15 protein-coding genes are annotated in these 21,438 nt (G+C 38.1%); 5 read left to right on the top strand and 10 right to left on the bottom strand.

Annotated features, from left to right (window positions below; all coding sequences use genetic code 11):
• Positions 1–4 precede the first annotated feature (4 nt).
• From WNY98_RS07215 to WNY98_RS07205, 3 genes are read right to left on the bottom strand one after another with little or no spacing between them, the layout of a single operon-like run.
• Positions 5–4,507 (bottom strand): EAL domain-containing protein, encoded by a 4,503-nt coding sequence (locus tag WNY98_RS07215; protein ID WP_342877512.1) that lies wholly within the window; start codon positions 4,505–4,507, stop codon positions 5–7.
• A gap of 25 nt (positions 4,508–4,532) precedes the next feature.
• Positions 4,533–4,934 (bottom strand): GNAT family N-acetyltransferase, encoded by a 402-nt coding sequence (locus WNY98_RS07210; protein ID WP_197185507.1) that lies wholly within the window; start codon positions 4,932–4,934, stop codon positions 4,533–4,535.
• A gap of 14 nt (positions 4,935–4,948) precedes the next feature.
• Positions 4,949–5,152: a DUF3283 family protein gene (locus tag WNY98_RS07205; RefSeq protein WP_002962585.1), complete on the bottom strand. Its 204-nt coding sequence runs from the start codon at positions 5,150–5,152 to the stop codon at positions 4,949–4,951.
• A 118-nt stretch (positions 5,153–5,270) separates the two neighbouring features.
• Here WNY98_RS07205 and WNY98_RS07200 point away from each other — a divergent pair, with 118 nt between their 5' ends.
• On the top strand, positions 5,271–5,969 hold the full coding sequence (locus tag WNY98_RS07200) for a transporter substrate-binding domain-containing protein (RefSeq protein WP_076925068.1): 699 nt from the start codon (positions 5,271–5,273) through the stop codon (positions 5,967–5,969).
• Here WNY98_RS07200 and WNY98_RS07195 read toward each other — a convergent pair.
• From WNY98_RS07195 to zntR, 4 genes are all read right to left on the bottom strand, one after another.
• Positions 5,966–6,211 carry a DUF1289 domain-containing protein gene (locus tag WNY98_RS07195; RefSeq protein WP_076925067.1) on the bottom strand — a complete coding sequence of 82 codons (246 nt, stop codon included), beginning with the start codon at positions 6,209–6,211 and terminating at the stop codon, positions 5,966–5,968. The two genes, WNY98_RS07200 and WNY98_RS07195, sit on opposite strands and share 4 nt — an antisense overlap.
• A gap of 102 nt (positions 6,212–6,313) precedes the next feature.
• Entirely contained in the window at positions 6,314–7,447 is a 1,134-nt protein-coding gene (locus WNY98_RS07190; protein WP_342877532.1) for a 1-acyl-sn-glycerol-3-phosphate acyltransferase, read from the bottom strand.
• A 274-nt stretch (positions 7,448–7,721) separates the two neighbouring features.
• Entirely contained in the window at positions 7,722–8,912 is a 1,191-nt protein-coding gene (locus WNY98_RS07185) for an SO_0444 family Cu/Zn efflux transporter (protein ID WP_197185508.1), read from the bottom strand.
• Positions 8,899–9,309 (bottom strand): Zn(2+)-responsive transcriptional regulator, encoded by a 411-nt coding sequence (zntR, locus tag WNY98_RS07180; RefSeq protein ID WP_004335460.1) that lies wholly within the window; start codon positions 9,307–9,309, stop codon positions 8,899–8,901. The genes WNY98_RS07185 and zntR overlap by 14 nt, the downstream gene beginning before the upstream one ends.
• A gap of 86 nt (positions 9,310–9,395) precedes the next feature.
• Between zntR and WNY98_RS07175 the strand changes: the two genes are divergently transcribed.
• Together WNY98_RS07175 and WNY98_RS07170 are read left to right on the top strand one after the other, a co-directional pair.
• On the top strand, positions 9,396–10,340 hold the full coding sequence (locus WNY98_RS07175) for a D-2-hydroxyacid dehydrogenase (protein WP_342877511.1): 945 nt from the start codon (positions 9,396–9,398) through the stop codon (positions 10,338–10,340).
• Positions 10,341–10,522: 182 nt separating this feature from the next.
• A complete protein-coding gene (locus WNY98_RS07170) occupies positions 10,523–10,903 on the top strand; it encodes a DUF3192 domain-containing protein (RefSeq protein WP_024598908.1) in 381 nt (126 codons plus the stop codon).
• A 63-nt stretch (positions 10,904–10,966) separates the two neighbouring features.
• Here the strand turns inward: WNY98_RS07170 and WNY98_RS07165 are convergent, their stop codons facing one another.
• Genes WNY98_RS07165 through WNY98_RS07155 form a run of 3 tightly spaced genes read right to left on the bottom strand, consistent with a single transcriptional unit; the run spans position 10,967 to position 17,108 of the window.
• The gene (locus WNY98_RS07165) at positions 10,967–11,866 is read right to left on the bottom strand and encodes a diguanylate cyclase (RefSeq protein ID WP_004335468.1); all 900 of its coding nucleotides are present in this window, start codon (positions 11,864–11,866) and stop codon (positions 10,967–10,969) included.
• Entirely contained in the window at positions 11,850–15,659 is a 3,810-nt protein-coding gene (locus WNY98_RS07160; protein WP_342877510.1) for an ATP-binding protein, read from the bottom strand. The genes WNY98_RS07165 and WNY98_RS07160 overlap by 17 nt, the downstream gene beginning before the upstream one ends.
• Before the next feature lie 51 nt (positions 15,660–15,710).
• The gene (locus tag WNY98_RS07155) at positions 15,711–17,108 is read right to left on the bottom strand and encodes a PhoH family protein (protein ID WP_342877509.1); all 1,398 of its coding nucleotides are present in this window, start codon (positions 17,106–17,108) and stop codon (positions 15,711–15,713) included.
• Positions 17,109–17,413: 305 nt separating this feature from the next.
• On the opposite strand from WNY98_RS07155, the gene rapA reads away from it, so the two are divergent.
• A complete protein-coding gene (gene rapA, locus WNY98_RS07150; protein WP_294119455.1) occupies positions 17,414–20,308 on the top strand; it encodes an RNA polymerase-associated protein RapA in 2,895 nt (964 codons plus the stop codon).
• A 328-nt stretch (positions 20,309–20,636) separates the two neighbouring features.
• The gene (locus tag WNY98_RS07145) at positions 20,637–21,410 is read left to right on the top strand and encodes a YggN family protein (protein WP_004335480.1); all 774 of its coding nucleotides are present in this window, start codon (positions 20,637–20,639) and stop codon (positions 21,408–21,410) included.
• Positions 21,411–21,438 lie beyond the last annotated feature (28 nt).

Here is a 21,438-nt window from a genome sequence, read left to right as displayed (position 1 = left end):
ATTATCAATTAAATATATCACTCCAATTGCGATTAATAAGCGGTAGTACTTCGTTATTTGGTACTGGTTTACTAAATAAGTACCCTTGGAAATGCATGCACCCTCGCGCCTTTAAAAAGGCGAGTTGGTGCGAGCTTTCTACGCCTTCAGCTACACATTCTTTACCTAAACTATCAGCAAGCGCGAGTATTGATTGAATAATAGCTTCATCGTCAGAATCTATGCCTATGTCTTGCACAAAGCTTCTATCTATTTTTAATACATCAATAGGAAAGCGCTTTAAATAAGTAAGCGATGCGTAACCCGTACCAAAATCATCCATATACAATCTACAGCCCAACTTTTTAAGTTGTTCCATACTATGTAACGCTTCTTTGGAATCACGCATTAATATTGATTCAGTTATTTCAAAAACAATTGCCTCAGACGATACCCCTGCGTTACTTAACGCTTTTTTTATTTCTGGAACAAGGTCTTTAAACTCAAAATCAAGTGCCGATAAATTAATAGATAAATACAGGCTAGGTGAGGCTTTTCGCCACTCTTTTAGCTCGAGTAAAGCGCGCGCAAAAGTCTGCAGCATAATTTTTGTAATCAGGCCTATACCTTCTGCTGCCACCGAAAACTCTTGGGTTTGCACAAGCTTATTTTCAGGCCAACGCAGCAGTACTTCAAAACCTTCTGTTTTTTGACTTTCAGCGTTAATGATAGGCTGGTAGTAATTACAGAACTCTTCTTCTTGATACGCTCTTGTAAGCTGAGATTCAAGATGCAGCGCTCTTTGAACATGCTGATTCATCTCTTGCTTATAAAACTGATAACGTCCCTCTAAAGAGTCTTTTGCATGATATAACGCTATGCTCGCAGCTTTTAAAAGCGCTGATCCTTGCTGCGCATCATCTGGTGATATAGACACGCCAATACTTAAATTAACGTTTACGACTTGACCATTAATCGTAATATTTTGATTCACACAATCCATCAACTTAGTACATATAATGAGTACTTGTTCTATTTGATGAATGTCTTCTACCAGTACAACAAATTCATCGCCACCAAATCGAGCAACACTATCCGATGGACGCAAGGAGCATTTTAAACGCTCAGCGACCTCTTTAATTAGCTCATCAGCAACTGCATGCCCTAAAGAATCATTAAAGTATTTAAAACGCTTAATATTTATATGTAATAAAGCAACTTTACATTCGTGAAATTTTGCTTGCTCAAGGGCGTGTTCAACGCGGTCGTTAAATAACGTACGATTTGGCAGCCCAGTTAAAGCATCGTAATTGGCTAATAAGTGCAGCTCGTTTTCAGCTGATTTTTGTGCGTTTATATCGGTTAAAATAATGACATAGCTATTAAGACGCTGTTCGTTATCGGCTACTGCACTTATTTTCACAAGTACATGGCGTGGCTCACCATTTGCTAAAACCACACTGTCTTCACACGAAAAGTGCTCCCCAACAGATAGCTTTTGCATTATGCGTAAATAATCAAAACGATTGCTGCGCGATATACCTAAATTTAATGCTCGACTAGATAACGACTCAGCAGAGAAGCTAAAGGCGGTCTGCAGAGATTTATTGGAGGCCCTAATATTTAAATTTTTATCGAGAATAAACACCCAATCACGTGTTTGTTCAAACGCTGCGGTAAATAATAATGCATGTTCTTCAAACACCATCTCACGGGTCATATTTGTGTAGGTACCCGCTACTTTTTGTGGCGTTTTATCATCCCACTCAACTACTTTCCCAAAATCCTTATACCAGCGCCAATAGCCTTTTGCATGGCGCAGGCGGTAGGTGCAATTAAAATAACCTTTATCGGTAGATAAAAATTCAAGCCACTCTAAGCGAAATAGTTGTTTGTCTTGCGGATGAATTTTAGATAAATATTCATCTAGGCTCACGGTTTCATTTTCGTAGCCTAATTCACTCGCTAAGCGAGGTTGATAAATACTTGGATTACTTGATTCCCAATCCCAAACACCCGACTCGCTGCCTTCAAGAGCTAGCTTTAAACGCGCTTCGCTTTCTTTACTTTCTTTATTTGCTGCTAATAAAATACGCTGGATTTTATTACGGCGCATAACCCACATAGCAACAAAGCCAATAAACAACATGCCATAAAGCACCATAAAATAAGGTGCACGCCAAAGCGGATACTTTACTTTTATTTTTAAAATAGCGGGCGAAGTATATTCGCCAGTTAGCGGATCTTTAGCCCAAACTTTTAATTGATAATTACCTGGATTTAATTTTGGAAACAGTACACGGTTGTTATTTCGAGTATAACTTTTTTGCCCGTTATCGAGTTGATACTCATAAATGATGCGTTCTTGATTACTGAATGCCATGGCCGAAAATGCCACTTCAAGCCCTATATCATCATGATTTAACACAACCTCGTTGAGCGGCTGTTTTAAATCAAGCGATAAATCTCGAGACATTAAATCAACTCGCGTAATATTTACGTGATCAATAAGCGACTGGTAATTTTGGTTTTCCATTGGATGAAAATAAGTAAATCCTTTTAAGCTACCATACGCAATATGGCCATCTTTGAGCTGTGCCATGGCGTTACTATTAAACTCAGCTGAAAGTAGCCCCTCTGATGTAGAAAATTGCTGAAAATGAAGTGTTTCTGGGTTTAATCGCCAAATACCTTTATGGCTGCTCATCCAGATCATGCCATCATCATCTAGCACCATATCGTAGAGCAGTGTGCCTAACTTATTTTTCTCTAAATCGATTGTATGGACTAATTGGTAGGTAGATGCGTCAAGGCCTATCAAGCCAAAATTAGAAAGTGATATCCACAATATATTGTTGTTATCAATTAAGTAAGAAAGCACACTAATGGCTACGTTTTCATGCTGTTTTGGCACTTTGTAAATCATTTTAAGTGCTAAATCACTTGGGTTTACTTGGTATAAAATACCGGCATTAAAAAACAATGGTGAGTCTGGTTTATTGCTCAGCGCAGGTAAAAAGCCATGAGCTAAAAAGGGTTCAAATTGATCAAATTGGCCACCCAAACGCGTTATTACTTGAGAGTCTATATTGTATATAAATACCCCATGATCTGAGTGCACAAAGTATAAGTCGCCATTTGGCATTAATGTAACGCCATGCACCCTACCGGTAATTAGCTCTTGATTAGCAGGGTCATGCACTTTAGGTTCGCTAACTTGATGCGTTACAGGATCAAAAATAAACAAACCACGGTTTGTATAAAGCCATAAATTGTCTTTATAAGGTGTTATTTCGTATACGGTAAACTCAGTGGTGAGTAAGTCGACTTTGTAGTCTTTTAAATAAACTTTGCCAATATTTGTTTTTAAATCAACTTCAGTAATACCATTGTGCGTTGCAAGCCAGAGTTTATCTTTATATTCAGTAATACCCCAAATAGAGTGATGTGATAAACCATCGCCCCCGAGTAAAGTGCCATCGATATTATTAAAATGATAACTGTCATGAGATAAATAAAATGCCCCATCGGTTTTAGTCGCAACCCAAGTACCACCCGATTTATCTTTAGCCATATCAATAATACTGGTATCAGCAAGCGTGTACTTACTTTGGGCTATTCGGGTGTTTTTAATCATTTCCCCAGTACTTAAATCAAATTTAAACAAGCCTTTATCAGTAGCTAAATCTATTTTTCCGTGTTCGTTTACTATGCTCCACACATTTAAATCAGTTAGTAATACCTTACTTTTAAACGGTAAATCTGGACGTTCAAACATTTTTGATAAGTTACTAATATCAACTTCGTATAAGCCTTTTACCGCCCCTACTAACAACTGTTTATTTTCACCTAATGCGAACGACTTAACATTATTTTGATAAATATGCTCAGCTTCACCTTTTAAGTGTTGTAGTGGCCTAACCTGCTCTGTTGCAATATCAAATACATATGCACCATGGCTTGTACCAATAAATATATAACCATTGTAGGCAAACAGCTTTCTCACAAGGGTATTTTTATATTTAGCGGGTAGCTCAAAGATAGTTGTAATTTCTCCGGTCGCAATATCAAGCTTTGCAAAATCGCGGCCTCGCCCAATCCAAAGTGTTTTTTTATCAACGGCCACCATACTAAAAACAGATTGATTGATAATTTCTTCTTCACTGGTGGGTTTTTCTAAAAACTGCTGATATGAATCTGTTACGGGGTCGTATCTAAATAGGCCTGCAAGTAAAGAAGCTATCCAAATGTGCCCTTGGGTATCTTGGTAAATACGATCAATGATCGCTTCCTCTAATTCACCATTAGGGCCGTTTATTGGAATAACTTGATAGCCATCATAACGATTAAGCCCAGCCTCAGTAGAAAGCCAAAGGTAACCATTAGTGTCGATGAGCATTGTATTAACGTAGCTTTGCGATAAGCCTTCGCTTGGAGATAAACGTTTTACTTGTGCGCCTACTTGGCAACTTAGGATAGCGATTAAAACTACAAAGCAACTAATGATCCCGTTAACGCATTTACTCATGCTTATTCCATATTATTATTTATTATTATGGGTACTCTAGAGCGACTATATTTCGATGTTTGTAAGTATCAAAAAGTACTTGTAAAGCAAGAGTATATGTTAACACCTGGTTAAAACCAATAGCACAATATAAATCAACTACGTTTTTATATGCGAAGGTATTAATCTTCTTATCTTGCGACTTTAAGAGTGTTGATAATAGCTGCTTAGCAACACCTTTACCGCGATGCTCCAGCGCAACAAACACGGTAGATAAAAATAAAAAATCTGTTTTATCTTGTAACCTACATGCTGCAACTATTTCATTATTATAGTAAGTAACCCATACTTTATCTTGTTTATTAGCCCGTCCTCTTACATTATGTTTTTTATAAAATTTATTAACGAGTGGAATTTTTAGCTCATCCAACAATTCAACTATATGCATATTTATATCAACACTTAGCTAAGCATCAAGGCTAAATATTGCTCAAACTTTTGCTTTAACACCATTTGCTCTGCCATTGGGCGGCTATGAATTGTATTATAAACTTGCTCTCGCGTTTTTTTGTTTCGCTTAATTTGATACGCCCAAAAAGACGCTTCATAATCTAACTGAATTTGGTATTTTTCTTCACGTGGCAATAGGCATAAATTAAAACTCACAATACTTCCTCATTCGCTTTTAAAATTATTTGATTAACCCCGAAACTGGGCAAGAGGTAATCTCCTTGTTATTATACGCGTCTTATTTTATTTATTTCTGTAGTAATTGGAACTGATAATGAATAGACATTTTAGTATCTTGTTATTATTGGTAAATTTATCTTTTAGTGCCTCTTGTTTTAGTCATCAATACAACCTCACTTTTAATCGTCCGCAAAGTACACCACAGGCTGATTATGCCTTAGAGCTATTAAAGTTAGCATACGCAGATATAGGTTTTAAAATATATATCATCGATTTTAGCCACCAAAATGCTTTGCTAGCTGCAAATAATGGCGTACTTGATGGACAGTTAGGAAGAGATGTAAGCGTTGAAGAAAATTACGAAAACTTAATTAGGGTCGATTATGAGCTATTTAAGTTTGACTTAGTGTTATATAAAAACTGTTTACCTAGCAGTTTAGAGCAACTAGATAGCGTCGCAATTGTTGATGGCTACCCTGTCCAAGAACATTATCTAGCAAACACTCAATTTGCAGGAAATATTATTAAAGTTAAAAGTATGAATGCCCAGCTTAATTTACTAGCTCAGCAAAAAGTACAAGGGGCTTTAATGATTAACTTTATAATGCAAAACAACGATCTCCCTACACCGCAAGGTTGCTTTGAAAAAGAAGTGTTGAATACGTATCCGCTTTATCATTATTTAAATAAGCGTAATAAAAACCTAGTAGAAAAACTTAAAATGTCATTAATTAACTTAACTAACAATGGCACTGTGTACGCGCTAAGAGCCAAATATGGATTAAGCTTTTAAAAATCGAACCCTTGTTGCTCTGCCTGTGTACTTGGCACTGCATTTTGCTGCTTTTTTTGAAGATAGCGTTTGTAGCGCTGCTGGCACAAACTAAGCACCTTCTTTTTTTGGTCGTTAGTTAAGGTATTCCACGAAAAGCGTTCATCGCGACTACGATAACACCCCTTACAATACCCTCTGTTATTAACTAAGCAAATACTTTTGCAAGGGCTTGGAATATCAAATATTTCAATTTGTTGCATAGCATTCGCACCGTTTAATTAGAGGTACTTAGTATAGCGTCATTTTTGAGCAAAAAAAAAGCAGCACTTAAATTACTGCTTACTTTTATTAAGCTATGAACATTAATGCTCGCAGCTATTTGTGTTTATCTCTGCTTTACGATGAAACGGCTTAGCATACATAGCTAGCACTAATGGTTTTAACTCTTCAGGCACACAGGCTAAACGTTGTTCAAATGTCGCTGTATCAGGAGAGTCTATTACCGCCTCTTTACAGCCACCAGCAATGTAATTGCCTGGGTGTAAATAAAACGAATCAACAATTTGCCTATCAATCGTTTTAGCAAGCTCTTCAGCACTATCACATTTAGATTCAATTGGTTGCCCAAATGCTAAATGCACATGCCCTTTAGCTGTACTAAAGCCTTCAACAATGCTCGCAATATCTTCACCAGCCGATTTAACGTACTCACCATGGTGTTGTTTATGGTAAAGCTCTTTGGCTTTAGCAATTGCACACGGCTCATATTGATAAGAAATAGAAACCGGCACTATTTTTAACTCTTTAATATAATCGCCAAACTCTTTCTTTTGTTTACGCCCGTTTAATTGCAACATTTTTAGAAGCGCAGGATCAGTTTGATCAAAACCGTCTTTTGCACGCCCTTCTTTTTGCGCAATCCAAATAGAATTTCCACCCACTATAGAATCGTAAATGTATGACGATAATTGAGTCAGTGCTTTTAACATCTCTTTTGGTGCTTTAGCAGAGCGCTTAACGATAAAGCTTTTATTTAGACGCATAAGCTCAGTAATGTAAGGTATTTGCAATAAATTATCGCCAATAGCAATACGCACTGTTTTCATTTTATGTTGATATAAACCCCAGTTTACTAATGCAGGATCAAGCACTATGTCTCTGTGGTTTGAAATAAATAAATAGGCCTGGTTAGCATCTAACTGATCTAACCCAGAAAAGGTTACTTTTGACGTGGTGCGCTTTACTAATTTATCTAAGTATTGCGCAACTTCGTTTTGCACGTCTTCGACGGTGCTTACTTTACCCCATTTTTTGCGCAATTGGCTTCTAACCAATGGACGAGCTATAAATGGCACAGACGATAAAAAGCGTGGTAGATTATATTTTGCGATCACATCAATAAACGCATTATCGTTCATTAAACGCGAAAGCGAAGCCGTAACTTCATCATCGTTATAAGGTCTTATATCAGCGTACTTATCTTCTAATTCACTCATTACTACATCTATAATGTTAAAAAACGGCACACGGAAGCGCCGTATTTTGGGATTATTATTCTCTAACTGATTATAACTCAGCCAATATCAAATGCGAAATAGCTCAATTTATACCAATTGCATTAAATAAGTGATTATTATATCGCGAAGAAAATAACACACTAACAAGGCGAAAATTGTGACATATAGTTGTTCTATATAAATAATTTTCAACACAGTTAGTGAGTTATTTAATGCGATAGAATGATCATGTTTTTAATAAAGTTGGTATTAGTTAGTGTTTTATTTTCTTCATATACCAATTGACCATTAAACGCAGCATAAGTGCAATTAAAACGATGCTACATAATAAAGTAAGCCAGTTAGGCAGGATATCATATTCTTCTCCTATAAGAGGGCTGACCACAAAGCCATATTTTTCAACTAAAAAATCGGTTAAAAAGCCAAATACTACTGCAACGCCTATTACACCAATTAAATAAGCTGCAAGGGCACGCTTTCCAAGCTCATTGGCTACAACACCAAGTGTCGCAATATTTGTTGCAGGCCCCGCCAACATAAAAACTAAAATAGAGCCTGGCGAAAGCCCGCTCATTAATAAGCCTGCTGCAATAGGCGTTGAAGCTGTCGCGCAAATATACATAGGGATACTGACTAATATCACAACGAGCATAGCCAAAACGCCACTTCCCCACTGGGATAAAAAACTCTCAGGAACATAAGTTTGTACTAATGCGGCAAAAAACAAGCCAATCAATAACCACTTCATCGTATCTTCTAAAAGCTTATTACAACTGAAACTGATTGCAGCTTTTAATTTAAGCCATTGCCCAGTGTGTTTAATTGAGTTTACTGAGCATCCGAGGGGCTCTTCTTTTTCAATATTACTGGAACAACATGAATCGCTCAGAGGTTTTTCGTTTTCATTATTTGTACTATGAGTTGATTGTTGAGGCACTTTTGATTGCGTATCACAACATAAGGAAGGCGCCGTTTTTACATCACTCGCACTACAGCTATCGCTCTCATTTTTACGACTATTATTAAAAGACCCTTTTTTATCATTTTTACTTTCGCGCCCAACTAATACCCCTGCCACAATAGCACTACAAATAGCTGCTATCGGGCGAATAACCGCCATAAATGGACCGAGTAAAATATAAGACACCGATACAGAATCAACCCCCGTTTCAGGTGTCGAAACTAAAAATGCAGTGGTCGCACTTTTAGAAGCACCCGCTCGCCTCAAACCAATAGCTGCAGGGATAACTCCACAAGAGCATAAGGGCAAAGGAGCGCCTATTAATGCGGCTTTAACGGTAGTCCAAAATCCTTCTTTACCTAAATGTTTACTCAATAAGTTTTCAGGTAAATATACATTCAATAAACCTGCAATCAAAAGCCCTAACATTAGCCAAGGTGCTGATAATAAAAATAACTGCCAAAAATTATTAAGTAACGTCATCTATATCCTCCAAAACACTTAAAATTGAACAATTTTCTGCTATATGCTGCGAGCCACAACACTTATCTGCCAATGTGGTTAATGATTGATGAAATTGTTGGAGTTCTTTTATACGCTGTGCGACCAAATCTCTTTTTTCAAGTGTAATTTTTTTAACTTCAGAGCAGGAATGTGATGATTTTTCAAATTTAATAAGTAAGAGATCTTTTATCTCTGCCAAGCTAAAACCTATATTTTTAGCTCTAATGATAAAATGCATCACTTTTAAATCGTTATTATCATATAGTCTATATCCAGCAGAATTTCGCCTGTTAGGCGTTAACAATCCCTGCTTTTCGTAGTACCTTAAAGTATCGTTAGAGATACCTAGTTGGTGTGATAGTTCACCTATTCTCATATTTCTCTCTCCGATTTATTTTAAACAGACTATAAACCCTAGAGTTAAGACTAAGGTCAAGGGTTTCATTTATTTTTAGGAAAAGCATGAACATCACCATTCTTGATAACGCTACGTTAGCTAAAACATCTCTTACTTGTATTGAACAACTTGGTAAATTAACGACTTATGAACTTACTAGCCCAGAGCAAGTTATTGAACATTGCCAAGGCGCTGATGTATTGATCACTAATAAAGCGGTTTTAAATCGCGATACGATTAGTCAGCTAACACAGCTTAAATTGATTTGCGTAAGTGCAACCGGTACTAATAATGTTGATTTAGAAGCCGCTAAAGAATTTGGTATTGCCGTAACTAATGTAGCTGGCTATTCAACCCCTTCTGTTGTTCAACATACATTTTCTTTAATTACTAACTTACTGGGTAACACACATCGCTATCAGGCGGATTGCCAGCAAGGCGCTTGGCAAAAAAGTGAAATGTTTTGCATACTCGATTACAGCTTTAACGACTTACAAGGCAAAACATTTGCCATTATAGGCGGTGGTACGCTAGGTAAAGGCGTTGCTAAAGTGGCTGAGGCATTTGGCGCAAATATTATTGTTGCAGAGCGCAAAGGGGCTGCATACCGCGATGGTCGTACGCCTTTTGAGGACGTTATTAAAACAGCCGATATAATCAGTGTTCACTGCCCACTTACCGATGAAACACGTGATTTAATTGCACTTAATGAGCTTAAAATGATGAAGCCAAGTAGCATTATTATTAACACTGCTCGTGGTGGCATTATTAACGAAGCCGACTTAGCTACAGCACTTGAGCAAAACCTAATTGCTGGAGCCGGGGTTGATGTACTAACTAAAGAGCCTGCTGAGCTTTCAAACCCACTTGCTAATTACAAAGGCAATAACTTATTACTTACTCCACATATTGCATGGGCAAGTACTGAATCTATCGTGCGTTTAATTAATGAGGTAAGTTTAAACATTGCGGCATTTAATAAAGGCGAATCACGCAACCGCTTGGTGTAACTGCACTGCGGGAAAATAGTTAAAAAAACTAAAATGTGGCTGTTTTTACTAATTATTTTTGCAAATGATTAGTAAAACATAGCCCTTAAAACCTAACCAACTGAATTAAAAAGATTTTAAACTTGGCCTACTACTTGCCTTATATGATCAAAATATTAAAAACTCATTTAAGGAATATCACAATGAAAAAATCTCTATTAGCAGCAGCCCTTATTGCACCATTTTTAACTGGCTGTGTTATTGCCGTATCTGATGGTGAAGCTGAGACTCATTGGGCAGGGAAAAACTCATCAAGCTGGCAAGCACAACATAAAAATAATCGTGAAGCTATATCAGAGCTAAAAATGGATAGCAGCTATCAATCTGTTTTAACGCAATTAAAAACACCTAATTTCACAGAGCTATTAAAAAAAGATGACGATATATACCAAGTACTTTTTTATGTAACTCATAGCAAGCATTCAGATTCTAAAACAACGAAAGATGAATGTACGCCACTTGTATTTAAAAATGATAAGTTAGTGGGCATTGGTGACACCGCTTTAGGTATGATCACGCAGTAACAATAAAAGTAGTTTGATATTAAAAACGCCAATATAAATGTTGGCGTTTTTTATATTAAATTTTTACCGTGCGACTATTCTATCTCGCCCTGCATCTTTAGCAGCATATAAGCCTAAATCCGCCTCTTCTAATAATGCTTGCTCAGCATACACTTTACCACTTTGCGTGGTGGCGATACCTATACTAATAGTGATGTGGTCTGCATTTAATGAGGCTTTGTGTTCTATATTTAAAGCATTTACAGCGTTGCGTAATTTATTAGCAAACTCCAAGGCTTCATGCTTATCAATTCCCGGTAAGACGGCTGCAAATTCTTCACCACCATAACGAGCTATGAAGTCACTACCACGTTCACACTGAGCTGCGAGTGCTTGCGCAACATCCTTTAAGCATTCATCACCAGCACGATGTCCGTAGCAATCGTTGTAACGTTTAAAATGGTCTATATCCATAAGCAACACAGATAGTGGTGTTCCGCTTCGTTTACTGCGGCGCCATTCTCGAGCTAAGTTTTCGTCTAGGTAGCGTCTATTTGGGATTTCAGTTAAGCCGTCAATCGAGGCTAGCATCTCTAGCAGATCATTTTTTTGCTTTATAAGTAATTGGTTACGTACTCTAACGCGCACAATAGAAGGGCTAAATGGCTTAGTTATATAGTCCATAGCACCGAGCTCTAGGCCCTTAGCTTCGTCGTCGTGGCTACGATTAGCTGATATAAATATAACAGGGATCGATTGAGTTATCGGATTTTCTTTAAGTTGTACAAGCACTTCATAGCCGTCAATTCCTGGCATAATCACATCAAGAATAATTAAATCAACTTGCGCAGTTTTTACAAAGGTCAGTGCTTTTTCACCACTTTCAACTAAGAATACGTCGTGTTCTACTTTAAGTGTTTTTTCAAGTACTAATCGGTTGATTGGATCATCATCTACAATAAGTACTTTAGCTCTTTTCGACATCCCTAGCCCCTACCCCTTTTATAAAAACAATTACCTGTTCTAACTGCATAATAAGCTCTTTCAGTGTTATTTCAACAGGCTTGTTAGTTGTTTTAAGTGTTCTTTCACACAATAAAGCGCAGTGAGACAATCGTATAAAACCTAAATTCCCTGCTACACCTTTTATACTATGCACTAAGCGTACCAAATCATCCTTATTGGTTGTTTCTTCTATTTGCGATAGCTGGGTTTCACATAAATTAGCAAACTTATCAATCATTGTATTGAGGAGCTTTTCATCCATACTAAACTGCGTTAAAGCGAATGATTTTTCGAAAAAGCTTGGTTTCACTAAGTTTAAATCGGCAATTGCATCAATAAGCACTTTAGCAACAACCGGTTTAGTTAAATGCTTATTCATACCGCACTTTAAAGAACGTTCAATATCAGCAGGCTCACAATGAGCCGTTAAGGCAAAAATAGGCAGCTGCTTTGCGTCAAACTGTTGGCGAATTAAGGCTGTTGCTTGGCAGCCATCTATTTGCGGCATTTGCACATCCATCAATATTAAGTCGGGCCTTAAAATTTGCAACAATTCCATGCCAATAGATGCGCTTAAAGCAGTCACTACATTTACGTTTGCTTGGCGAAGTACACTGCTAATTATTTCTAAATTAAGTTGATTATCATCAATAGCTAATACAAGTAGACCCGATATATCAGCTTTAATTTCAGCAACGTTGTGTATTACCGCATTGGTACTCGCTTTAGGCTTTTGCTGAGAGTTCAAGCTAAATAGCCTTTGTCCCAATGCCGATGCTTTAACGTGGTGCGCAGCTAAATGCTCACTTGTTGGTAAATTAAGCGTGTGCTGATGATTAATAATAATTACCGATGTTTCTTTAGCTGATAACGAATCATTAATTGCTTCAATATTTAAAAGTGCGGGCAAGTCGGCTGCATCTATTATTATTTTTTGAATATTGGAGAGCTTAATTGGGTATTTGAGTACTTCATCTAAATTAATATTAGCAAGCTCTGTATAAGCATTTGTTACTTGCTTAAGCTCTTTACTTTGATCCGATAAAATAGCTAATGTATTAGTCGGTAACATCGTATTTTTAGTGGTATCAACCAAAAAGCTAACGCTGAAGTAAAACTCACAGCCATGGCCTTTTTTACTCTTTAAAGCAATCTCTCCCCCCATTAATGACACCGCATGTTTAACAATAGCTAAACCTAACCCAACACCATGATGTATGCGTGTTGAAGACTCATCACCTTGCGTAAAGGCGTCAAATAAACGCCTTTGATCGGCTTCATCTATACCCATACCGGTATCGATTACTTTAAAGCAAATATGCTGTTGCTCTAGGCTATTGCTTTCAATCAGTTCCATTTTTAAAGTAATAGAACCTGTTTTTGTAAACTTAACAGCATTTGTTAATAAGTTACCTAATATTTGCTGCAAGCGAATGCTGTCGCATATCAAATCAGGCGCTATTAAAGGGTCAATATCAATAACAAATTCAATACCTTTTCCTTCGCACAATGGAGCCGTTAAACTTTCGCAAATATCCACCAGCTCAACCATGCTAAAAGATGCTTGTTTTAAATCAGTTTGCGAACTTTCTATACGTGCAAAATCAAGCATTCTATTGAGCATTAGCAACAAGCTTTGTGCTGCATGCTTAGCTTGGTCAGTTTGTTGTAATTGTTTTTGTGTTAAGCCTTGCTCAATAAGCATATCGAGCAGCCCTAAAACAGCGTTAAGAGGAGTGCGTATTTCATGACTTAAGTTGGCTATAAAGCGACTTTTAGCAAGGGTTGCCCGTTCGGCATCAAGTTTCGATTTAGTTAATGCGCTCACATCCTGAATGTGAATAACATAATAAGCTGGGTCACGGTTTTCATCCCATACGAGAGACACACTCAGTTGCAACCAACTTGTTAGTCGCCCCTGCGACAGTGTTAAGTGATATACACGTTTTTTGTCATCTAACAATTGCGCTAAGGTGGTTTTTATTTGCTGCCATTGAGAGTCATCAAACAATGCTTTCAACTGCTCGCCAACCAGTACTTGCTGTTCAGAGAATTGCTTCCTAGCTGCTTTATTTACTTGTAATATAGTATGTTCAAGCGAAAGTAAAACCACGCAGTTAGCGGCAAATTCAATCGCGCTTCTAAATTTAGATTCAGATGCTTTTAAGGCCAATAATGCTTGTTGCTGCTCGGTAATGTCACGGCCAATACCCATTGTTCCTAATAAGTGTTGATGTTCATTATAAAAAGGTGCAATAGTAAGTTGATATGATTTTGTATCAGTTTCGATGCGCCTCTCAACACTATTTCTATTTTGTAAAACTTGTTTTTCAAGCGCATTTATTTGCTGATCGTTGTCACCTAAATCATCTACATATTTACCTACTAATGCAGTTTGATCTTTACCAATATAAGCTTCAAATGCTTTATTACACCCTAAAAAAGAGCCATCAATATTTTTAAAATAAATTAGATCTGGCACACTGTTTAGCATAGTGTTGAGCAAAGCCAAGTGGCGCTCTTTAGCTTCGTAACTGCGACTTAGTTTTTCTGATTGCAGCTGAACTTGGTCATCTAGCGCTTTATTCGCATCTTGTAATGAATCAACCAACTCTTTATTTTTAATAAATACCCTCTTCACCTTAGAAAACCAAGGTTGCCAGCTCAGCGGTATTTTGTAATTTAGCTGCTCTTCGAATTGCGTACCGTTACTCTCCAAATACGACATTAAGTGAGTCATTGGCTTTATAAAAATACGCTGACTTAACCAAAAAAACACGCCAAACATAATGCTTAAAAACAGCGTTAAAAATGCAAACTCTAATAATATTTCATACTTAATTAAGCTTATTAATTGGGGTTTGTGCTCGTAAAATGCCGCGTGAATAGGCAACTCATCCAAAGGTTGCATAAAGTAATTACTATCACTAGTTAATACTGTTTTTTTACTATGGTGCTGGGCCAAGTTAGGCCAATAGCTTTTTAACGCTGTCGCTTGCTCTATTAACTGTTTAGAGCTGGCGATAATTTGATGTGATTGATTCATAAAAACGTATTCACCACTACTCGGTGAAACCTTTTTTAGCCATCCAGAAATTGCCTGAACATCATAAATTAAAATAATGTAATCGGCTGAGCCAGTGCTTCGTTGTCGGCCAATAGCAAAATACGATTTGTCATTAACTTTAACAATAGGACTTGAGGTAAGCTTATTTGGTAAAAACTTTGGCTTAAACTTCTCATTTAGAATTTCAGTAAGCATTGAACTTTGGCTTTTGTTGCGCCTGCTGACATAAGCAAAACCATTATCATCAACATATGCTACAGCCGATAACGACTGCATTAATGCAAGCGTTGTATTAAACGAAGGCCCTAATGCAATCGCCTGTTGCCACTGTATAAGTGCCTTTGTAGATAACGCAAACTCGCCCTTACCTACAATTTCAGTACCTTGCTCACTAAAGTGACGGTAATAGTAACCATCATATTGATTTATACCTTCAAGTAGGCTTTGGTTTATTTGTGGAACGGTCGTTTGCTCGTATAAGCTAAACATTGTGGTAAGTAGATTACTCACTGATTCCATCCCGTGAGTAACCTGCGCTGAAACATTCGTAAAATCGGCTTCACGTTTTTCAACCGCCCGCTCAAGCTTTATATTATATAAGTGCAAGCACAGTAAAAAAGCGACAATCAATGGCACTAAAAGCGCAATAAACAACGAACGATAATAATGTTTCAGAGGTAAAAAATTCAATGTACTGCCTGCCATTTGGCTCGAAAATCAATCGATAGACTATCGAGCCAATTTGTTAAGCGCAAGTTATAAATTTTCTTCTGCAAATGACGCTAAGCGGCTACGTACAACACCGTTAAGGTTTATAGTTGCGCTGCCTTCAAAGTTTTTAAAGCGCTCTACTATGTACGTTAAGCCCGATGTTACTGGCGTTAAATAGTTACTATCTATTTGCGCCAAGTTACCCGTACAAATTAATTTAGTACCTTCGCCGCAGCGGGTAATAATAGTTTTGAGTTGAGATGCCGTTAAATTTTGGCTCTCATCTAAAATCACTACCGCATTTTGAATGCTACGCCCGCGCATAAAATTAACCGATTTAAACTGTACATTAGCCTTCTCCATAATGTAATTTCGACTCGATATCGGATTTTCGTCGCCTTTGTGCAATACCTCTAGCGTATCGGTAATGGCTGCAAGCCATGGTGCCATTTTTTCCTCTTCAGTACCTGGTAAAAAGCCAATGGACTCTGCTATTTCTGGCGTATTACGAGTGACTATTACTTTATCGTAAATACCTTTTTCGATGACCATTTCAAGGGCGCTGGCAAGTGCTAACAAGGTTTTACCGCACCCTGCTGGCCCTGTTAAAATAACAAGTTCAATACTTGTATCGAGCAGCGCATCAAGCGCCATTCCCTGATAAATATTTTTTGGCTTAACGCCCCATGCTTGTTGGTGCATTAAACGCTCAACACCAATATCTTTGAGCGTTATGTGCTCGTCATCGTACGATTTAACACGTGCCGCAAACTGATCCCCACCATCAAGTAAATATTCATTACAAAATACATCTGGTATTAAGTTTTTAGGCACATGATGAAACGTATCACGCCCGTGTTGCTCGGTATTACACTCCCCAACATGATCCCAAAAATCACCTTCGATTTTTTTATAACCACTAGTGAGCAGGCTTATGTCATCAATAAGTTGATCAGTGCGATAGTCCTCAACATATTTAAGCCCTGCGCCTTTGGCTTTTAAGCGCATGTTGATATCTTTTGTTACTAATATAACTTTTGAATCACTGTGCTGCTTTTGTAAGTACACGGCGCAATTAATAATACGATGGTCGTTTTCATTACCAGGCAAACCAGAAATGGAGTCGGTAAATAAATGGTCGTTTACAATTATGAGGGTACCTGCAGAGCTCGCTTTTGCCTTTTTGTTACTCGGTAGCGCCACGCCTTGTAGCATTTGTTCGGGCGTTGCATTTTTAAGTACTTCATCTAATCCACGAATAGCGACGCGCGCATCACGACTTACGTCGTGTTTTCTGTCTTTTATGTGGTCAAGCTCTTCAAGCACCGTCATCGGAATTACAACGTCATGCTCTTGAAAAGACAAATAAGCGAGAGGTTCGTGAAGTAGTACGTTGGTATCTAGCACATACATTTTACTTTCAAGGTTCGAAGCTTTTTCCATAGCACTTTCCTTACGTTTTATGATTTTTATGCTATACCAAAATAACTAAGTAAAACGGGCAAAACTTAAACCTGCAATACTTAATTGCCAAGGCATAATGTAAGTTTAGTCTATTTGTCATAAAAGTCCGTTTTATTACAAACTGTAATTAGTTTTGATTTACCTAAAAAAGAGTCATAAACAAGCTGTTTTAATAGTAATAATTAACACTTACAAAATTAATTAAAAGTGAGCCAAATAGCGCCTTGCAGTGGTGTTAGCTTACAGGTAACATAGCCGCCTTTTTCATCATAGACGAGACATACATGAATTTTTCCTTAGGTCAGCGTTGGATCAGTGATACAGAGTCAGATTTAGGATTAGGCACCGTTGTTGCCATTGAAGGCCGTCAGGTCAGCATATTATTTCCTGCCAGTGGTGAGAGCCGTGTTTACTCTTGTGCAGAAGCACCTGTTACCCGTGTGGCATTTAATCCTGGCGATGTGATCAAAAGCGTTGAAGAATGGGAATTAGAAGTAGAGTCTATTGAAGTACAAGGCGAGTTACTGTGTTATCACGGCACCCGTGTTGATAACGGCGAAACTGCCAAGCTTAAAGAAACCTTTTTAGATCATTTTATTAAGTTTAATAAACCACAAGATCGTTTATTTGCAGGTCAAGTCGACCGTTTTGATCGCTATACACTTCGCTACCAAACGTGGTTGCATAAATTTGAACGTGAACAATCGCCTATTAAAGGCTTAATTGGTCAGCGTGCTAATCTTATTCCGCACCAGCTTTATATTGCCCAAGAAGTGGGTAAACGTTTTGCACCTCGCGTACTTTTATCAGACGAAGTAGGCCTTGGTAAAACAATTGAAGCGGGCATGATTTTACATCAACAAATTATTAGTGGCCGTGCGAGCCGCGTACTTATTGTTGTACCAGAAAATCTACAACACCAATGGTTAGTAGAAATGCTACGCCGCTTTAACTTACATTTTTCTATTTTTGATGAAGAACGCTGCGACGAAGCGTTTGCAGATTCACCAAACGTGTTTGATACAGAGCAATTAGTACTTACCAGCCTTGAGTTTTTAACCAAGAAAAAACGCTGGTTTGAACAAGCAACGCTTGCTGATTGGGATTTACTAGTAATCGATGAAGCTCATCACCTAAGTATAAATAACGGCAAGCCAAGCTCAGAGTACCAACGTATGGCAGAGCTTAGCCAAGATATTCCGGGCCTTATTCTACTTACAGCAACGCCTGATCAACTTGGTCACAGCAGCCACTTTGCACGTTTGCAGTTACTCGACCCTGATCGTTTTTACGACTACGATGTGTTTAAAGAAGAAGAAGCAAATTATAAAGACGTAGCTGAAGCTGCAAATCAATTACTGCAAGAGCAAGGGCTAGACGACACAGCCAAAGCCACGCTAATTGAGCTATTAAAAGAAACCGACATTACTGATATTCTTGAAAAAGCACAGCAAGGTGATTTACCAGCACGTAAAGAAATACTTAACATGCTGCTCGATCGCCACGGCACGGGTCGCATATTATTCAGAAACAGCCGCAGCGGTATTGATGGCTACCCAAGTCGTAAATTACACGCCTATCCAATGGCACTGCCAAAGCAGTATAAAACGGCTATGTCGGTTCTCGGTAATATGGGCGGCATTCAAAACCCTGAACTAAGTGCACACCGTGCTCTTTTCCCTGAAAAAATATTTCAAGAGTTTGAAGGCGAAAGCGCAAGCTGGGGTCTATTCGATCCACGTGTAGATTGGTTAATCGACACTCTTAAAACGCTTAAGCGCGAAAAAGTACTACTTATATGTGCTAAAGCTGAAACAGCTATCAGCCTTGAGCAAATACTGCGTGAACGCGAAGCAATTAAAGCATCGGTATTCCACGAAGGCATGTCTATTATTGAGCGTGACCGCGCTGCTGCATTTTTTGCAGATGAGTACGATAATGCACAAATATTACTGTGTTCAGAAATTGGCTCAGAAGGTCGTAACTTCCAGTTTTCACATCACTTAGTGTTGTTTGATTTACCACTGAATCCAGATTTACTAGAGCAGCGTATTGGTCGATTAGACCGTATAGGTCAAACACAAGATGTGAACATTCATGTGCCATATTTTGAAAACACCGCTCAAGAAGTATTGCTACGTTGGTACAACGAAGGTCTAGACGCATTCGAATCTACCTCGTCAACGGGGCAAATGCTTTACAAAGAGTTTCGCGATGACTTACTTGAGTATATTGCTGCGCATAACTGCGATGAAGACGACCTAGATCCATTACTTGAGCAAGTAGCACAGCAAAATGCCGTACTGCGTAAAAAAATGGAAAGCGGACGAGATCGTTTACTAGAGCTACATTCATCGGGTCAAGGTGCTGCAGATTCGCTTGTAGCTGAAATCGAAAAACTCGACAATCAGTTTGAACTACCAAGCTACATGATCAACGTGTTCGATACATTTGGCGTAAGCCAAGAAGATAAAGGTGAAAATACCATTATCTTAAAACCAACTGAACATATGTTAAACCCATCATTCCCATCGCTTAAAGAAGATGGCATGACCGTGACCTTTGATCGTGACACGGCTCTTTCGCAAGAAGACGTGCACTTTGTTAGTTGGGATCACCCAATGGTGCAAGGCACCATGGATATGATTTGTGACGACGACTTTGGTAGCGCATCGGTAGCATTGCTTAAAAACAAAAAGTTACCACCAGGCACCTTTTTTGTTGAGCTTATTTTTGTTGCAGAAGCAATGGCACCAAAAGTATTACAGGTTGGTCGCTTTTTACCGCCTACACCAATTCGTATATTGCTTGATAAAGCAGGTAATAACTTAGGTGAGAATGTGGCTTTTGAAGGTTTTAACCAGCAGTTATCTGCAGTTGGCCGTCAAACAGCAAGTAAACTTGCAGGTGCACTACAAAGCGCTGTCCACCCGATGATCACTACCGCTAAAGATATGGCACAAGAAAAACTTGAGGTTATTCGTGCAGCGTCGCTTGTTAAAATGCAAACGTCACTCAGTGAAGAGCAAGAGCGACTGGTTGCCCTTAAGCAAATTAACCCGAATATTCGCCAAGAAGAAATTACCTTCTACGATAAGCAACGCAACGACCTAACTACGTATATTGAAAAAACGCAGTTACAACTTGACGCAATTCGACTAATAGTGGTTTCACACTAAATATTTAGTTTTTAGCCTTTTAAGCCAACTCCAAAGTAAATGTGGAGTTGGCTATTAAAAGCTTAATTAACTAAATAGCTGTATCTTTTTTAAACTTCATTTTAAAAACCACGTGTTCTTATTTACATCTGAGCTAATTCCACCTCTTTAGCCTCGTACTGAGTCCTTTGTTGGACTGTCGATTTTGCTAAGCATAACCGTATCCAAAAACTTAAGCTGCGCTCTATACAGCTATTGTGAGAGAGAGCTGATAGGTTTATTTTCCCTTGCATAAAGTTGTTTTTTTGTTAACCTACTCGCCTTCCATTTTAGTCTTTTTGAGGTGTTTATGGCGTTTCTATCTCGTTCGATATTGGCGTTGTCCATAGCGCTCTCAAGCAGTAATGTCTTTGCACAAGCCCAATGCGATGTTGAATTACGTCATGGTTTAATTATTACTGACGATGCGATTCGCATATTAGATAAAGGCCAGACTCGTGTACAAATTAATAACAATAACCAACTGTTTATTCGCGGTTATTGGGTTGATTTAAGCGATGACGAAAGCAAAGTACTCGAACAGTTTAGTAATGGTATTCGCCACACAGTCCCCGAATTAGTAAATCTTGCTACAGATGGTGTTAACTTAGGTTTAAGCGCTATTGAACACGTAGTTGAAGGTATGTCTGACAAAGAACCTGAAGTACTTAAAACACAACTGCAGTATGTAGAGCGTGCGCTAATGGATAAGTTTAAGCGCGGCGATGACTTCTTTTTTATAGCCCCTCAATCACTTTCGCAAATAGATGATTTTTTTACTAAAGAGATCAGCCAGCAAATTCACTCTGCAGTGCATGGATCGTTAGGTGCTATTTTGGTATCACTCGGAGATGCGTTTAAATCGCGTGAAGGCAATATAGAAGATCGTATTAACGACATGGGACAACGTATGGATATTATCTCAAGAGAAATTGATAAGTCGCTACAAAAAAAGGCGCATCAATTAGAGCTTAAAGCTTCTGAATATTGCGAATGTTTGAATGCACTCGATGTAACCGAATCTCGCTTACAAGCAATAGTACCTGGTATGGCCGATTATGATTTAGTGCAAATAAAGTCTTAAAGTACTCATCCACTTTTAGAATCAAATA

Origin of the sequence: Pseudoalteromonas sp. AS71 (assembly GCF_038900275.1) — a bacterium.
GTDB lineage: Bacteria > Pseudomonadota > Gammaproteobacteria > Enterobacterales > Alteromonadaceae > Pseudoalteromonas.
The sequence above is the reverse complement of the archived record's forward strand: the minus strand, read 5'-3'. Positions and strand labels throughout refer to the sequence as shown.

Coding starts and splice junctions, on each gene's coding strand:
- WNY98_RS07195 (WP_076925067.1), bottom strand. CDS start 6,211: ATGCAACAAATTGAAATATTTGATATTCCAAGCCCTTGCAAAAGTATT.
- WNY98_RS07145 (WP_004335480.1), top strand. CDS start 20,637: ATGGCGTTTCTATCTCGTTCGATATTGGCGTTGTCCATAGCGCTCTCA.
- zntR (WP_004335460.1), bottom strand. CDS start 9,309: ATGAGAATAGGTGAACTATCACACCAACTAGGTATCTCTAACGATACT.
- rapA (WP_294119455.1), top strand. CDS start 17,414: ATGAATTTTTCCTTAGGTCAGCGTTGGATCAGTGATACAGAGTCAGAT.
- WNY98_RS07155 (WP_342877509.1), bottom strand. CDS start 17,108: ATGGAAAAAGCTTCGAACCTTGAAAGTAAAATGTATGTGCTAGATACC.
- WNY98_RS07215 (WP_342877512.1), bottom strand. CDS start 4,507: ATGAGTAAATGCGTTAACGGGATCATTAGTTGCTTTGTAGTTTTAATC.
- WNY98_RS07175 (WP_342877511.1), top strand. CDS start 9,396: ATGAACATCACCATTCTTGATAACGCTACGTTAGCTAAAACATCTCTT.
- WNY98_RS07190 (WP_342877532.1), bottom strand. CDS start 7,447: ATGAGTGAATTAGAAGATAAGTACGCTGATATAAGACCTTATAACGAT.
- WNY98_RS07210 (WP_197185507.1), bottom strand. CDS start 4,934: ATGCATATAGTTGAATTGTTGGATGAGCTAAAAATTCCACTCGTTAAT.
- WNY98_RS07170 (WP_024598908.1), top strand. CDS start 10,523: ATGAAAAAATCTCTATTAGCAGCAGCCCTTATTGCACCATTTTTAACT.
- WNY98_RS07185 (WP_197185508.1), bottom strand. CDS start 8,912: ATGACGTTACTTAATAATTTTTGGCAGTTATTTTTATTATCAGCACCT.
- WNY98_RS07160 (WP_342877510.1), bottom strand. CDS start 15,659: ATGGCAGGCAGTACATTGAATTTTTTACCTCTGAAACATTATTATCGT.
- WNY98_RS07165 (WP_004335468.1), bottom strand. CDS start 11,866: ATGTCGAAAAGAGCTAAAGTACTTATTGTAGATGATGATCCAATCAAC.
- WNY98_RS07200 (WP_076925068.1), top strand. CDS start 5,271: ATGAATAGACATTTTAGTATCTTGTTATTATTGGTAAATTTATCTTTT.